Consider the following 15,216-nt stretch of genomic DNA (forward strand, 5'->3'; position numbering starts at 1 on the left):
TTATTCTTCGCCTTCGTCGCCCTGGGGCGCCTGCATAGGAACACGTACGGGACGTGAAGGTACGACAGTTGAAATAGCGTGTTTGTAGACCATTTGGCTAACAGTATTTTTCAACAACACGACGAACTGGTCAAAAGACTCAACCTGGCCCTGCAGCTTAATACCATTAACAAGATAAATTGAAACTGGAACGCGTTCCTTACGTAAAATGTTTAAGTAAGGGTCTTGTAGCGTATGCCCCTTTGACATAGTGATACTCCTAGTGCTCAAAACGAGCCAAAAAAAAGAATGGATTAAAATAATCCTGTAATAAGACCTAAATTAAAGTACTACTTCGGCAATGACGCCAATGTGTCTATTGATTTCCCTACCAATTTCTACCCATTGGCCGCAACTCAAACCAAGTTTACGACATTTCCAATCCAGCATTATACTACGGTTTCGCCAAATCAACGAACACCGCGTTGCGAATAATTCCCATGCTAGACCTTATATTTGACCTATTCGGTATTTTTTCAAGTGCTCGAGCGCACCTTCAACGATTTCTTTTCCCTTTAATGACTTAGGTTCAACAAGTATTCGTCCCGAATCATCGGTCAACAGCCAAAACAGCTGCTGCCAACTGCGCAACCAGGTCAACTGACGTTTTGCCAGCTGGCGGGTCGCAATCACCCCTCGCTCAACCATTTCATCATAGGATAACAAGCCATCCAGATGATCCCACATCTGACGGTAACCCACCGCTCTCACCGCCGGCATCGAGACATCTAAGTCACCACGCTGGCGTAACGCTTCAACCTCAGCCACAAAGCCCTGCGCCATCATGGTATCGAAACGTTTGGCTATGCGACGATGCAAAACCTTCCGGTCCTGTGGGGCTATAGCAAACTGAATTGGGCGGTAGGGGAAGTCATCGGCAAAATTATCGCCGCCATCCTTTTGACTGCCATTATTTTTTTGCTCGGCCTGCCATTGAGTCAGCGTTTTGCCGCTAACCCGGAAGACTTCCAGCGCCCGCTCAATTCGCTGCGAATCATTCGGTTTGATCCGCTCAGCAGCAACGGGGTCCACCTCAGCTAATTGCTGATGAACAAAAGGCCAACCGCGCAGCCGGGCCTGATGTTCAATATCGGCTCTGATCGCGGGATCGGCTTTAGGTAGCTCAGCAATACCAAATAGCAGCGTGCGAAAATACATCATCGTGCCGCCTACTAACAACGGGATCTTTCCCGCTGCGGTTATCTCAGCCATTTGCGCCAACGCATCACTGCGAAACTGCGCGGCGGAATAGCTTTCCGCCGGATCAAGAAAACTGATCAATCGGTGCGGCGCCTGAGCTAATTCTTCAGCATCAGGCTTAGCAGTACCAATATCCATATCACGATATACCAATGCAGAATCGACGCTGATGATTTCTACCGGTAGGTGCTGCTTAAGTTTGATCGCCAAATCGGTCTTGCCGGAGGCCGTCGGCCCCATCAACATAATAGCCGGCGGCATATCGTCTCGGTTGATCACATTTAACCCTTTCTTGTACGGCGACGAACAATAAATTCGAAGCTTGAAGACACATTATACCTGAAACTTGCGCCTCAATAGCGACGGTTAGCGCCCCCGCAGGAAAAGTTTATCCAACTCCGACAGACTCATGGTGCTCCACGTAGGGCGCCCGTGGTTACATTGGCCGCTGCGCTCTGTCCTCTCCATATCACGAAGCAGGGCATTCATTTCTGGAATAGTTAGGCGCCTGTTGGCGCGGACCGAGCCGTGGCAGGCCATAGTACCGAGCAATTCATTAATATATGACTCCACCCTGTCGCTGCTGCCGTATTGCAACAAATCTGCCAATACATCCCGCAACAACTGCTCGACATCGCCGCCAGAGAGCATAATGGGGACTTCACGCAGCACCAACGATTCATCGCTGACGCGCTCCACACCAAGGCCTATTTTTAACAACAGCTGCTGGTTTTGGTCGCAGCACTCTGCTTCTTTGGCGCTTACCGCCACCGCCTGCGGCACAAGTAAAGGCTGGGAGCGGATACCATCGCCCGACCAAGACTGCTTCATGCGTTCATAGATAATTCGCTCATGGGCTGCATGCATATCCACCACAACCAAACCCTGCTGGTTCTCGGCCAAAATATAAATGCCCTTAAGCTGTGCCATCGCATAGCCCAGTGGCGGTACTTCACCGTTCTCTGCTGACTCCGCTGCCAAGGCCTGGCCAGCATTATTCGCAGCGGACTCACTCACCTGCCAAGGTGTCGATTCCTGCGCTGGGTGAAGCTGCTGGTAGGCCGAGACCTGAGCGCCAACCTGTCCCGCTGACTGCGGTTTATTCTCTTGAAGGGGCATCACGCCCTGTGGCCCAAACTCACCACGGTGCAGGGGCTCCACCGCAGGCGAACCGCTTTCATTCGCACGCTCCTCGCGGGCCTCTGCCGCCTGCAAATGCTGCTCCGGTCGAACCTCAGCAAGGGCTCGATGCAGGCTGCTGAACAAGAAATTATGCACCGTACGCCCATCGCGGAATCTTACCTCGTGCTTGGTCGGATGGACATTGACGTCGACAACCTTAGGATCGACCTCCAAATACAAGACAAAGGCGCTGTGTCTGCCACCATAAAGCACATCGCGGTATGCCTGCTTGATCGCATGGACGACCAAGCGGTCACGAATAACTCGACCATTGACAAAGAAATACTGCAAATCAGCCTGCGAGCGTGAAAATGTCGGCAGCGCCACCCAGCCATTCAGCTTCATGCCGGCACCCTCGGTGCTGATATGAACGGCATTTTCCATAAACTGCGGAGAGCAGATTGCCGCCACTCGACGCTCTTGCTCCGGCAGCGATTTAGCCCTGCGCAGCGAGTGAATTACCCGCCCGTTATGGGTCAGCTGAAAGCCGATATCGAAGCGCGCCAGTGCCTGGCGTTTAACCACCTCATCGAGGTGACTGAACTCGGTTTTCTCGGTGCGCAGGAATTTGCGACGGGCTGGGGTATTAAAGAACAGGTCTTTTACCTCAATCGTCGTCCCCTGCGGATGAGCGGACGGGGTGATTTCTACCGTCATATCACGGCCAGCGCTAGCGGCTTTCCAACCGGCACCGTTTTCACTGTCATTGGTTGTTACCGTCAAGCGGGCAACCGAGCTAATACTGGCCAGCGCCTCACCCCGAAAGCCCAATGTTTCCACTCCCTCTAGGTCGTCGAGGGTCTCTATCTTACTGGTAGCATGTCGGGCCAGCGCCAGCGGTAAATCGTTTTCACCGATACCGCAACCATTATCTCGCACCTTCATTCGTTTAACGCCGCCACTCTCAACATCGATATCTATACGATCGGCGCCCGCATCGAGGCTGTTCTCTATCAACTCTTTGATGACCGACGCAGGGCGTTCGACAACCTCACCAGCTGCTATTTGGTTGGCAAGCCTAGGACTTAGCGCGTGTATTTTTGGCATAGGATTCTACCTAGACATCGAGGTTGCGAACCAGCTGATAAGCACGGTTTATGAGGATGGAATGGTCAGCCGCTGACCAACACGAATCTGGCTGCCACTGATATTATTGGCGCTTTTCAGCGCACCTTGGCTGACGTTATAGCGATGAGCAATAGCGCTAAGCGTATCGCCTGAGACCACGGTATAACGCTTACTGCCACCGGCTTTATTGGCCGCAATCAAACTACCGGCTGGCGGGTACTTCTGGAAATAGCCATCGACCCCCTGATAAATTGCCTTGGCCATTTTTCGCTGATAACTTTTCGTGCGTAATTTACTGGCTTCACCGGGATTCGAAATAAAACCTGTTTCGACCAGAATTGAGGGTATGTCGGCTGATTTCAGTACGGCAAAACCGGCATAACCAACGCGTTTGCTGTGCAGTCTTGCCACCCCGCCCATATTACTCAGCACCTTACTGCCCACCTTGGTACTGGCATCACGATTTGCCGTCATTGACAGATCCAGCAGCACGCCGGCCAACATATCGTCATGATCTGCCAGCGTTACCCCGCCGACCAAATCCGCTCGATTTTCTGTTTTAGCCAGATATTTCGCCATTGTCGATGATGAGCCCCCTTGCGAGAGAGCGAAAACAGAGGCGCCATTCGCTTGAGGATTGGTAAAGGCGTCAGCGTGGATGGAAATAAATATATCGGCCTGCTGTTTGCGCGCCAACGCAGGCCGCTGGCCGAGACCTATATAATAATCACCGGTTCTGGTCAGATAGGGGCGATAGCCTGGCTGCTTCTTTAACAGCGCTTCCAGCTCTTTGGCAATTGCCAACACCACATGCTTTTCACGCAGGTTGTTTGGCCCCAGCGCACCGGGGTCTTCGCCACCGTGGCCAGCATCAATCGCCACGACTATATCGCGGCTGCCGCTGGATTGTTTTGCCTGTTGCGTTTTGACCGCTCGCTTGCCGTTGCCCTCATCATAAAGATCTATGACTAAACGGTCTTTGAGCTCACCATCTGCCTTGAGGAGAAAGCTTCGCGGCTTCACCTTTTCTTTCAAATCCAATACGATACGCAGATCATGTTTGTCTTTATTGGCATAGCGAATATTTTTAATCGGCGACTCTGACAGTTGCAGCGATGACAGTGTAGAGGCCGTTGCCAGGCGGCCATTTTTAATGTCGACGACAATACGGTCTGGGCTTTGTAGGGTCAGAATGGAATGCTCTACGGCACCATTTAAGTCCAACACTAAACGGGTGTTGTCCGGCGCCCGCCAGACCCTGGCACCGACAATATCACTGGCCTGAATAATCGAAGAGAAGCACAGCGCTGAGATGGCGATTAATACGCTAATTGAAAAAGCCGGGGAGGCTTCCCCTGCTGCTGAGGGCTGTTTTTTAAACCGGCTGAACATCAAATTCCCTACTCAAATAAACGCATTACGCACACTGTGTGATGCTATTTTGTAACCTACTCGCTAACGTTAGTCCATAGTTGCCTTGAGAGTAGCAGCTATTGTTGCTTGCCGGCGACGCCGTAATGCTGCTGCCATTCGGTCGCCAGTGCTTCAGCGGCATCATTAAAGGCGCGCCAAACAACCCTCCGGCCAGCCCCCTGCAAGGTCAGCGTTAGCTCAAGATCAGCCTCTTTCAGCACCCCAATGCCACGCACAGGCCACTCGATCAAACAGAGGCTATCGTCATTAAAGTAATCACGAATCCCCATGTACTCAAGTTCTTCCGGGTCTCCCAACCGGTAGAGGTCGAAGTGATATACCGTTATTGCTTGAAACTCATAGGGTTCAACCAGCGTGTAGGTCGGGCTCTTTACTGCACCGCGGTGGCCAAAGCCGGTAATAACGCCGCGACTAAAGGTGGTTTTCCCCATGCCCAAATCACCCTGCAAGTAGACGGTAATCCCCCGACAATCGCAAAACGACAACGCTTGACCCAATTGCAGCAAGCGCTGCTCATTTTCTGCGATAAACTCACCGCTAACCGACACATCAGCCCCCTTTCAAAACACCTTATTTAGCCCGCTATCATACCTGCAAAGCTCAATGATGCGAATATTACAACAATGAAAATAGCAGTGATGCTGCAAACCACTGCACGCCAACGCTGGTCGGTGTTATTATCGCCACTGACTATTCAGCCTCTACTCTATAGGTGAAACCATCTCTTCCTCCTCCGTAACCGACACCGACACCGGCGAATTAAGCCAGCTCGCCAGCGACATCAAGCGCTGGGGAGAGGAGGCCGGCTTTGCCCATGTGGCGATTACCGATATCGGTCTGCAGCAGCATGAGCAACACCTGCAGGCTTGGCTGGCACGGGGGGATCATGGTTCGATGGGGTATATGGCTCGCCATGGTAATATGCGCTCCCGCCCCGACGAGTTGCAACCCGGCACGCTGCGCGTCATTAGTTGCCGCCTGGATTACCTCCCCGCCGACGTGGAGACAGTCAAGACCCTGCAGCAGCGTGACACCGCCTACATCTCTCGCTACGCCCTAGGTCGTGATTATCATAAACTAATCCGCAAACGCCTAGCGGCACTGGCCAAAAAAATTGAGGCGGCCGGCGGAGGTGAGCACCGCGCCTTCGTCGATAGCGCGCCAGTACTCGAACGCGCTCTCGCCGAGCAGGCCGGTCTCGGCTGGATCGGCAAAAACACCATGCTGATCAACAGTAAGGCCGGGTCGCTGTTTTTCCTTGGCGAGATTTATACCAGCCTGCCCCTGCCCGTCGACCAGCCGCAGCAAACCAGCCACTGCGGCAGCTGCACCAGCTGCCTTGATAAGTGCCCGACGGATGCCTTCCGCGCCCCCTACCAGCTCGATGCTCGAAAATGTATCTCATACCTAACCATCGAGAACAGCGGTGCTATTCCCGTTGAATTGCGAGCCAAGATTGGCAACCGTGTTTACGGCTGTGATGACTGCCAACTGGTCTGCCCATGGACCAAGTTCACCCAATACACCAAGGAGCAGGATTTCCACCCCCGCCAGCAACTCGACAAGGCCAAGCTATGCACCTTATTCAGCTGGTCGGAAACAGAGTTTTTGAGCAATACCGAAGGCTCGCCAATACGTCGCATTGGTTACCACGCGTGGCTACGCAATATTGCTGTAGGCCTCGGTAACGCCCCTAGCAGCATCGAGGTTATCGAAGCGCTGAAGAGCCGACTCACCGTCGATAACGCAATGGTCAAAGAGCATATCGAATGGGCGCTGGCGCAGCATGCTGAAAAGCTTTAGCGTCAGAGCTAAAGCTTGAAGAAGGTGTCACGATAATGACGCAACTCTTCAATTGACTCGCGAATATCATCGAGGGCCAAATGGGCGCCACTTTTACTGACCCCATCCAGCACCTCTGGACGCCAGCGCCTGGCCAGCTCTTTAACCGAGCTGACATCAATACTGCGATAATGAAAATACTCGTGCAATGCGGGCATATAACGCACCAGAAAACGACGATCTTGACCGATACTATTACCGCACAACGGCGACACACCCGCATCGACATGCTCTTTCAAAAAGGCGATGGTGGCGGTTTCAGCGTCGGCAACCGAGGTTGTCGATTGCTTAACTCGGTCGGTCAGGCCCGATTGGCCATGGTGGGTGGTACACCACTCATCCATACCATCAAGTAAACTATCAGGTTGATGAATAGCAAAAACAGGGCCCTCTGCGATAGTCTTTAAATTGGAGTCGGTAACAATGGTGGCTATCTCGATAATCACATCAGTTTCAGGCTCCAGCCCGGTCATTTCAAGATCTATCCAGACAAGATTTTGTGCTCGACTCATTGCAACAGCCCTCATTGGCTTGATTAATTGGCCCTGATTATAGGCTGACAGTCCCGACCAAACAATTGGCACAAGCACGAGCAAGACAAACTTCTGGGTCTATTGCGCAATTTGCGCGGTAAACTAGTGGCAAATTGCCCCGCCTGCCATAATAATAGCGGTCTTAACATCAACTAAAGCGAATTCATGGCAAAGCGCAAACTAAACCGCCGACAAAAATGGCGTATCGAAAAAGTGCAAGATGAACGCAATAAACGAGCCGATAGACGCGCCGAAGTTGCCGAAGAAAAAATCGACGAGGGTCAGTTAGGGCCCGAACAAACCGGGCTGATCACCGCCCATTTTGGCACCCAGGTTGAGATCGAAATCCTGGTCGGCGAGCAGCAAGGGGAGCGCCGTCGCGCTCATCTTCGCGCCAACCTTCCAGCCCTTGTTACCGGTGACAGAGTGACCTGGCGCCCCGGCAATCCGACGGGTGTCGTTGTCGCCTGTCACGACCGTCGCAGTGAACTATGCCGCCCGAACAACCGCGGCGAACTGCGCCCTGTGGCCGCCAATGTTGATTACATCGTCATCGTCGTTGCCCCCTACCCAACACCCTATGCCAATTTAATTGACCGCTACTTGGTGGCCGCCGAACACTCGGGGATTACGCCGATATTAGCGCTCAACAAGATCGATTTAATCGATGACAACAATCGCCAACAGCTCGATGAGTTAGTCACGCTGTATCCTACCATCGGCTATCAACTGGTTTATACCAGCGCAAAATCTGAAGATGGCCTCGATGAACTGAAGGCCAAGCTTGCCGGCAGCACCTGTGTTTTTGTCGGCCAATCCGGCGTTGGTAAATCATCGCTGATTAACGCCTTGTTACCGGGAATGAATATACCTGTGGGGGGCCTGTCTGAAACAACTCAGAAAGGAAAGCACACCACCACCACGGCCAAGTTGTTTCACTTCCCCAGCGGCGGCGACTTAATTGACTCCCCTGGGATACGTGAGTTTGGCCTCTGGCATATGAGTGAAGATGATATCGCCGAAGGCTTTAGTGACATTCGGCCATTTATTGGCCGCTGCCGTTTTCGCGACTGCAAACATCAGAGTGAGCCTAATTGCGCTTTATTGACTGCGTTAGAATCCGGTGAAATTACCCAGCGACGGATGGACAGCTTCCGCCACCTAGTGTCTTCACTAGACATGCTATAAAGGACAACAACATGACCGTTACCTCATTGGGGCTATTGATTCAGCCCCGCGACCTCGAGCAGGCAATCAATAACCACGATGACCTATTGATCATCGATGTATCGAGTGATGACAACTACCGCAAACACCATATTGCGGGGTCGCAGCATATCACCCCATCTTCACTGCTCTGTGGCATCAAACCCGCGGCGGGAAAAATACCGGACCGAGATGATCTGACTACGCTAATGCGGAGTATCGGCCTGAACAAACAGCAGCATATTGTTGTGCTCGATGACGAGGGCGGCGGCTGGGCGGGACGGTTGATTTGGACGCTCGATGTGCTCGGTTATCGCAATTACAGTTATCTCGATGGCGGCTTAGTCAGCTGGCTTAACGAGGGTCACCCTGTTACCACCGACCTGCCCGCCCCCATCAGTAGTGATTTTAGTATCGATGTCTATGACGAGTCTGTCATTGCTGAGGTCGACGATATTATTGGCGCCCTGAACGATAGCGACTTCCGCATTTGGGATGCACGCTCAGCGGGCGAATACGACGGCAGCAAAGTATTGGCGGCCAAGGGCGGCCATATTCCCGGTGCCAAACACCTCGAGTGGACCGATTTAATGGATAAGAGTCGCAACCTCCGTCTGCTGCCCCTCGATCAAATCCAGCAAATGCTGGATCATAGAGACCTTGGCAGAGATAAAAACATTGTTACCCACTGTCAATCTCACCACCGCTCAGGCCTGACCTATTTAGTTGCAAAGATTCTTGGCTATGACCGGATTCGCGGCTATCACGGTTCTTGGGGCGAGTGGGGCAACCACCCCGACACCCCGGTAGAATCAACCCCTGTTTAAACATTCAATATCGAGCAGACTTTATGAAAACAATGCTATTTATTTTTGCGCAGTACCTTTTGCCGCAACACTTACTGTCTCGTCTGGTCGGCAAAATCGCCGCCAGTGAGCAGCCATGGGTTAAAAACACTTTCATCAAACGCTTTATTAAGCAATATGATGTCAATATGGCCGAGGCGGAGACCGAGAGTTACTATGAGTTCAAAAACTTTAACGCCTTTTTTACTCGGGCGCTAAAGGCCGACGCTCGCATTATCGACGATAATGTAAATGCCATTGCCTGTCCCGCCGATGGAGAGGTCAGCCAGCTTGGTGAAATCAGTCACGGCAACATCTTCCAGGCCAAAGGGCAGCATTACAGCGCTGAGAAATTACTGGCCAGCCAAACATTGGCAGAGCAGTTTGATGGCGGCCAATTCGCCACCGTTTACCTGTCTCCCAAGGACTACCATCGCGTCCACATGCCGATCGACGGCACGCTACGCTCGATGACCTATGTGCCCGGCCAATTATTCTCGGTAAACGGTACCACCGCCGAAAACGTGCCAGAACTATTTGCCCGCAATGAGCGCCTGGTTGCTATTTTCGACACCGAGGTTGGCCCCGTTGCCATGGTCTTGGTGGGCGCCATGATTGTTGCCGGTATTGAAACAGTCTGGGATGGCCAGGTTGCACCGCCACCGAAGACGCCAAAGACGGTCAATTATGCCAACGATGAAAAGATTGTGCTGAAAAAAGGTGAGGAGATGGGGCGCTTCATGCTCGGTTCGACCGTCATCATGTTATTCCCAAAGGATACTGTCGATTTTCTACAGGATTTTGAAGCCGGCACCGGTACCCGTATGGGCGAACAGTTCGGCCTGTTGAAAAAATAGAGTCGTGCGCCGGGGGTGCTCACCCGGCGCTCCCCGCTTATGCGCGACTAAAATCGAAGCTCATCACCGCACTGATATGCCGCTGCCGCTGTCTTAACATAAGCAGGCGATCAAAGCCTATAGCCACACCCGCACAGCTCGGCATGCCAGCCTGCATTGCCGCTAACAACTTGTCATCCTCCGCCATTTGCTCATAACCCAAATCTTTACGCTTGCGATTGTCTGCCGTTGCACGCCTCGATAACTCCGCCGCATCCAGCAATTCATAGTATCCGTTGGCTAATTCAACGCCGCCGAAATAACACTCGAAGCGACGCGCTATCGACTGTCCATCTGAATCAGTAGCCACTTGAGACAGCGCTGATTGAGTCGCCGGATAGTCATAGATAACAGTCAGCACCGCTGGATCCAACGCAGGCTCAATGACGTGGGTAATCAGCACATCGAGCCAGCCGTCACGGTCGAGCCCATTATCGGAGAAGGAAAAGTTAGCGTGGCGGCGAGCCACTGCTGCCAACTCGCTGACGGAGGCATTATGAGGGTCAACATTCAGCAGTTGCTCAAATATCTCGCGATAACTCAGCCGCTGATAGCCCTCCACCGGCAAGATCAATCGCAGCAGGGCCTCCACCTCATCAATGAGGTTCCATTCATCAAAACCTGGGCGATACCACTCCAGCATGGTGAATTCAGGGTTGTGACGAGCACTTGCCTCGCCGTGGCGAAAAGCCTTACAAATTTGATAAATAGGCCCCGAACCAGACGCCAGCAGACGCTTCATCGCATATTCCGGTGAGGTCTGTAAAAAACGCCGGCCAGCGCCGGTGTCATCCACCGCCATCGCCCGAATAAAAGGGTCTGTTACTGCCGACGAGGCCAATAGTGGCGTTTCGACCTCCAGCACTTGACGCTCAGCAAAGAACTCTCGCACCAACGTTAACAACGCAGCTCGCTGCTGTAAAAGCTCTAAACTACAACTGGGTTGCCACTGATTATCCATCGCGTTCCACTACTAAAAGGGGGTTTTTAACAGAGACAAAAACGCCTGCACTAAGCAGGCGTTGTTCAATACTCAAGGCCGTTTATTACTGCTTGGCGCGGCCAACATATTCTCCGTTACGTGTATCTACACGGATGACCTCACCCTCGCACAAGAAAAGCGGCACCCGCACAACAGCGCCGGTGGCCAGTGTCGCAGGCTTCGAGCCGCCATTGGCGGTGTCGCCTTTGAGGCCGGGGTCAGTCTCGGTGATTTCCAGCTCAACAAAGTTTGGTGGCGTCACGGAGATAGGCGCATCATTGAACAGCGTGACGGTAGACACGTCCTGTTCTTTCAACCATTTATGCGAATCACCGACAGCCTTGGCGTCGGCCTGGACCTGCTCAAAACTCTCCGGATCCATAAATACCCAGAACTCACCGTCGTTGTACAAGTACTCTAGGTCGGTGTCCATGACATCAGCGGCTTCAACACTTTCACCTGATTTAAAGGTGCGTTCAAGTACGCGGCCAGTCACTAGGTTACGGATTTTAACCCGGTTAAACGCCTGCCCCTTACCTGGTTTGACGACTTCGTTATCAAGAATGGTGCACGGATCGCCATCCTGCATAAATTTAAGGCCGTTTTTAAATTGACTGGTTGAGTAGTTAGCCATTGGTATCTCGCTGTCGATATGTGAGTCAAAGCCATCATTCATAGGCGGCTTAATTGCTGCGAGCTATATTACACTAGCGCTGGCGATATTAGTATGGTGATTACCTTGCAGATTATTCCTGTAATTTGTATGTCGGACAATTTGCTTAAATGTTACAGTCCAGCCATTCGTATCGACCCCATTAGAGCTTATGAACACACCTGACACTATTGCATTCAGCGAAACAAAATCTTGGCAACAGCAGCTCTCTGAAGCGATATCGAGCAGCGAGGAGCTGATCACCTATTTACAACTGCCCCGCAACCTTAAAGCCGACATTGATCAGGCCATCGGTAGCTTTGCCCTACGCGCACCCTATGCCTACCTACAGCGCATTAAAAAAGGCGATATCAACGACCCTCTGCTGAAACAAATTTTACCCATTAGTCGCGAATTGGTTGAACAACCCGGTTTCACTGCAGACCCCCTCGAAGAACAGCAGGCCAACCCTGCCCCCGGTATTATTCACAAATACCCGGGGCGTGTGTTATTGATGCCTACCAGCGCCTGTGCCATTAATTGTCGCTATTGCTTTAGGCGGCACTTCCCTTACGAGGAAAACACACCGTCGAGACAACAATGGCAGCAATCATTAGATTATTTGCGACATGACAGCAGCATCCATGAGGTCATTCTCAGTGGCGGCGACCCCCTGGCCAGCAGCGACAAACAACTGGCCTGGCTAAGCCAACAGCTCAGTGACATCCCCCATATCAAAGAGTTGCGTATTCACAGTCGATTCCCCATTGTTATACCCGACCGTATCAACGATGAATTTCTCGCTTGGACAACTGCGACAAGGCTTAACGTGGTTGTGGTGGTGCACTGTAACCATCCACAGGAAATTGACGAAGATGTACTTAACTGTCTAAGAAGAATACAGAAAAATGGCTTGATTCTGCTGAATCAAGCGGTATTGTTGCGTGACGTAAACAATAAACTGAAGACTTTATCCGACCTGTCACAACGCTTAGTAGAGGCGGGTTGCATACCGTATTACCTTCATTTATTGGACAAAGTGCAGGGAGCGCAACACTTCGATATCGACGAGGCCGAAGCAATTGGCCTTCATCGTGCAATGGCTCAATCAATGCCGGGTTATATGGTGCCACGCCTAGTCAAAGAACAGGCGGGGAAAAGCTCTAAAACGATCATTTAACACCACTTTAACGCCTGAACCTGCACATTTATAGGATTGCGACTATTCTATAATTACAAAATAAATTACCGGCCAATTTACAGGTGCTATTGCTAGCCACATAGCGACAGTAATATCACCGTCAGCCGATTAATAGTCAGCAGTAATCGGTGCTGGGAAAACACATATCTAAGGATAGATAATTTTTTGCTGGAGCAATCAGGTGTCAACAATAATTAAACAGTTCAAACTACCGACCCAAGACTTAGACAAACTCAGTTTCTGTCGACCAAAAGTCGATGCTATCAGCGCTTGGATTGAACAGCTGCCAAAGGCCAACCTCGGCGAAACCAGTCGTCGACTATACACCGCTCTCGATGAACTTAATCGATTACCAATGGCACCCAGCCTTCGCATGGAACTAATGGAGCTCATCCGTCCCGAGGCGTATTATGCCAGCCAAGCATTAAGTAAGCACTTCCTCAACCAGCCTGCAGTGCTGCCAAAGCAGGCTCGCCAAGTGGCAAAGCTTGCCCATGCACTTCAACAACGCCTGAGTACGGGTTACTTAATTATCGCGACCAGCGGCGAGAAAAAAAGCTTTTTATCCATCAACAAAAAAAAAGCTGCTCATCAACGAGGCTTGGCCATTCACCGCGCGCTCAGCGATCAAAGCATTTTATTATTGCGCTACGATCAGCTTTATGACGCCATCCCTGCAGGCTTTTGGCAGCAACAACATCTGACCTATAGCTTTGCCGTCGCAGAGGGGATTGAGGGATATCGCTACAGCGATCATCTCACCGGTGGCGACAGCGACTTCTCCATCACGCACAATTACCACAGAACATTGTTGCTCGGCTGCATCAAGGCCAACCAGCTGAGACAGGAAGAGCTCGGCCACATATACAGTTTTTTACAGGCTTGGTCCTTGTTGTGTAATTTGGAGGCATGCCAAAACCCTACTGAAGACCAACTGATTGTTGACTTAAACGGCGACGCCCCGCCGTATTTTCAAGCTGCCGCCAAAAATAACGACGAGACCAACACGCTGTTTTTTAATACCGCAGAACTGATCGATGACCTGAGTGACAAGATTGGCAAGACCACCAGCAAAGGCCAACTCCCCTCCAATGCCTTACTCCAGCATTTAATCGTTGCCTGGGGTAGTTTTGCCCATCGGTCGAGCAACCGTATCAGCTCTACAGACAAGCTCTATGTCTGCGTAGGCCTCGCCACCACACACTTTCACATTGCCGGTCAAAAAAGTGTCGACGAGATCGTCTTAGCACACCGAAAATTAGAAGCACAAAAACACCAGAAAAAGCCCCCCGAAACCAATCGATTCCTTCAGGGAGAAGTAAGAGACCCAGGAACTAGCAGCGATGTCTGGGGGACGATTTATGAGGATGACAGCGAAGACTCGGCCCACGGCTATAACTTCAACAACATCAACAACGCTGTTGACCGGAAAAAGGAACTCGACCTTAATGAGACCGAGGTCAAGCCTAATTTAGCTGCTGAATTCCCCGAACACCACGTCTCGATGATCAATGTCAGCCCCGGGGGATACTGCATCGCATGGCCCGAGGAATTGCAGACCCATATTAAAACTGGCGAACTACTGGGGGTGAGGGAAAGTAAGCATACCAGCCTGAGCATCGCCATCGTACGCTGGGTCAAACGTGCCGAAAATAGCTGCACCGAAGTTGGCATAGAATTACTCAGCCCAGCCTGTAACGCCTATGTTGGCCGTATTTTCCCAAAAATAGGCCAACCGTCACCAGCCATGCGCATGCTAATGCTGCCTGATATCAAGCTAATCGGACAGCCCGCTACGATTATCACGCCCCAGGTAAACTTCGATCACGACGCAAGGATTGAGCTTGTCAACGAGACTACCGGCCTAACAATCAAACTAAGCAGAAGAGTCGCTGCCACTGGGGCACTCAATCAGTTTGAATACACCATCATCAAAAAAACAGGCCTAGAAGAAGACGATACACCGTATCTATGTGACGAGATTCACACTCAAAATAAAGACAGTTTCGACATACTGTGGAAGACGCTGTAAGCTGGGAGTTATATAAGCATGTTTTTTAAGTTCTTTTAGTAACATAACCCCCTGCCATCACCCTCCATCTGAGGTAGTTTCAAATCAGGGTTAAGCTGTTACAA

At 51.5% G+C, this 15,216-nt stretch carries 14 protein-coding genes; 6 read left to right on the plus strand and 8 right to left on the minus strand.

Annotated elements, in window-relative coordinates; translation table 11 throughout:
- The 5 genes from hfq to tsaE form a co-directional block, all read right to left on the minus strand.
- Complete coding sequence (gene hfq, locus L9P87_RS08795) at positions 1-249, minus strand: RNA chaperone Hfq (RefSeq protein ID WP_237444305.1); 249 nt, start codon at positions 247-249, stop codon at positions 1-3.
- A gap of 240 nt (positions 250-489) precedes the next feature.
- The gene (miaA, locus tag L9P87_RS08800) at positions 490-1,479 is read right to left on the minus strand and encodes a tRNA (adenosine(37)-N6)-dimethylallyltransferase MiaA (protein ID WP_237444392.1); all 990 of its coding nucleotides are present in this window, start codon (positions 1,477-1,479) and stop codon (positions 490-492) included.
- 126 nt (positions 1,480-1,605) lie between these two features.
- On the minus strand, positions 1,606-3,468 hold the full coding sequence (mutL, locus tag L9P87_RS08805; protein ID WP_237444306.1) for a DNA mismatch repair endonuclease MutL: 1,863 nt from the start codon (positions 3,466-3,468) through the stop codon (positions 1,606-1,608).
- Between the two features lie 48 nt (positions 3,469-3,516).
- Entirely contained in the window at positions 3,517-4,881 is a 1,365-nt protein-coding gene (locus tag L9P87_RS08810; protein WP_237444307.1) for an N-acetylmuramoyl-L-alanine amidase, read from the minus strand.
- A gap of 98 nt (positions 4,882-4,979) precedes the next feature.
- Positions 4,980-5,429, minus strand: a complete 450-nt coding sequence (tsaE, locus tag L9P87_RS08815) for a tRNA (adenosine(37)-N6)-threonylcarbamoyltransferase complex ATPase subunit type 1 TsaE (RefSeq protein ID WP_237444393.1) — start codon at positions 5,427-5,429, stop codon at positions 4,980-4,982.
- A 214-nt stretch (positions 5,430-5,643) separates the two neighbouring features.
- On the opposite strand from tsaE, the gene queG reads away from it, so the two are divergent.
- Complete coding sequence (queG, locus tag L9P87_RS08820) at positions 5,644-6,726, plus strand: tRNA epoxyqueuosine(34) reductase QueG (RefSeq protein ID WP_435531796.1); 1,083 nt, start codon at positions 5,644-5,646, stop codon at positions 6,724-6,726.
- An 8-nt stretch (positions 6,727-6,734) separates the two neighbouring features.
- Here queG and orn read toward each other — a convergent pair whose 3' ends face one another.
- On the minus strand, positions 6,735-7,277 hold the full coding sequence (gene orn / locus L9P87_RS08825) for an oligoribonuclease (RefSeq protein ID WP_237444308.1): 543 nt from the start codon (positions 7,275-7,277) through the stop codon (positions 6,735-6,737).
- A 186-nt stretch (positions 7,278-7,463) separates the two neighbouring features.
- Here orn and rsgA point away from each other — a divergent pair, with 186 nt between their 5' ends.
- From rsgA to asd, 3 genes are read left to right on the plus strand one after another with little or no spacing between them, the layout of a single operon-like run.
- Positions 7,464-8,486 carry a small ribosomal subunit biogenesis GTPase RsgA gene (gene rsgA / locus L9P87_RS08830; protein WP_237444309.1) on the plus strand — a complete coding sequence of 341 codons (1,023 nt, stop codon included), beginning with the start codon at positions 7,464-7,466 and terminating at the stop codon, positions 8,484-8,486.
- Between the two features lie 11 nt (positions 8,487-8,497).
- Entirely contained in the window at positions 8,498-9,331 is an 834-nt protein-coding gene (locus tag L9P87_RS08835) for a sulfurtransferase (RefSeq protein ID WP_237444310.1), read from the plus strand.
- Between the two features lie 23 nt (positions 9,332-9,354).
- A complete protein-coding gene (gene asd, locus L9P87_RS08840) occupies positions 9,355-10,206 on the plus strand; it encodes an archaetidylserine decarboxylase (protein ID WP_237444311.1) in 852 nt (283 codons plus the stop codon).
- A 37-nt stretch (positions 10,207-10,243) separates the two neighbouring features.
- On the opposite strand, the gene epmA is transcribed toward asd, so the two are convergent.
- Entirely contained in the window at positions 10,244-11,206 is a 963-nt protein-coding gene (gene epmA, locus L9P87_RS08845; RefSeq protein WP_237444312.1) for an EF-P lysine aminoacylase EpmA, read from the minus strand.
- 85 nt (positions 11,207-11,291) lie between these two features.
- Entirely contained in the window at positions 11,292-11,861 is a 570-nt protein-coding gene (gene efp, locus L9P87_RS08850) for an elongation factor P (protein WP_237444395.1), read from the minus strand.
- Positions 11,862-12,051: 190 nt separating this feature from the next.
- On the opposite strand from efp, the gene epmB reads away from it, so the two are divergent.
- Together epmB and L9P87_RS08860 are read left to right on the plus strand one after the other, a co-directional pair.
- On the plus strand, positions 12,052-13,059 hold the full coding sequence (gene epmB, locus L9P87_RS08855) for an EF-P beta-lysylation protein EpmB (RefSeq protein ID WP_237444313.1): 1,008 nt from the start codon (positions 12,052-12,054) through the stop codon (positions 13,057-13,059).
- Between the two features lie 202 nt (positions 13,060-13,261).
- Positions 13,262-15,112, plus strand: coding sequence for a cyclic-di-GMP receptor FimW-related protein (locus tag L9P87_RS08860; RefSeq protein WP_237444314.1), 1,851 nt, complete (start codon positions 13,262-13,264; stop codon positions 15,110-15,112).
- The last annotated feature ends 104 nt before the right edge of the window (positions 15,113-15,216 follow it).

Source organism: Sinobacterium norvegicum, from assembly GCF_923077115.1.
Classification (GTDB): domain Bacteria; phylum Pseudomonadota; class Gammaproteobacteria; order Pseudomonadales; family Sinobacteriaceae; genus Sinobacterium; species Sinobacterium norvegicum.

What these genes read in the sequence shown, in the direction of transcription:
- hfq (WP_237444305.1), bottom strand. Translation starts at nt 249, where the DNA reads ATGTCAAAGGGGCATACGCTACAAGACCCTTACTTAAACATTTTACGT.
- miaA (WP_237444392.1), bottom strand. Translation starts at nt 1,479, where the DNA reads ATGGGGCCGACGGCCTCCGGCAAGACCGATTTGGCGATCAAACTTAAG.
- mutL (WP_237444306.1), bottom strand. Translation starts at nt 3,468, where the DNA reads ATGCCAAAAATACACGCGCTAAGTCCTAGGCTTGCCAACCAAATAGCA.
- L9P87_RS08810 (WP_237444307.1), bottom strand. Translation starts at nt 4,881, where the DNA reads ATGTTCAGCCGGTTTAAAAAACAGCCCTCAGCAGCAGGGGAAGCCTCC.
- orn (WP_237444308.1), bottom strand. Translation starts at nt 7,277, where the DNA reads ATGAGTCGAGCACAAAATCTTGTCTGGATAGATCTTGAAATGACCGGG.
- rsgA (WP_237444309.1), top strand. Translation starts at nt 7,464, where the DNA reads ATGGCAAAGCGCAAACTAAACCGCCGACAAAAATGGCGTATCGAAAAA.
- L9P87_RS08835 (WP_237444310.1), top strand. Translation starts at nt 8,498, where the DNA reads ATGACCGTTACCTCATTGGGGCTATTGATTCAGCCCCGCGACCTCGAG.
- asd (WP_237444311.1), top strand. Translation starts at nt 9,355, where the DNA reads ATGAAAACAATGCTATTTATTTTTGCGCAGTACCTTTTGCCGCAACAC.
- epmA (WP_237444312.1), bottom strand. Translation starts at nt 11,206, where the DNA reads ATGGATAATCAGTGGCAACCCAGTTGTAGTTTAGAGCTTTTACAGCAG.
- efp (WP_237444395.1), bottom strand. Translation starts at nt 11,861, where the DNA reads ATGGCTAACTACTCAACCAGTCAATTTAAAAACGGCCTTAAATTTATG.
- epmB (WP_237444313.1), top strand. Translation starts at nt 12,052, where the DNA reads ATGAACACACCTGACACTATTGCATTCAGCGAAACAAAATCTTGGCAA.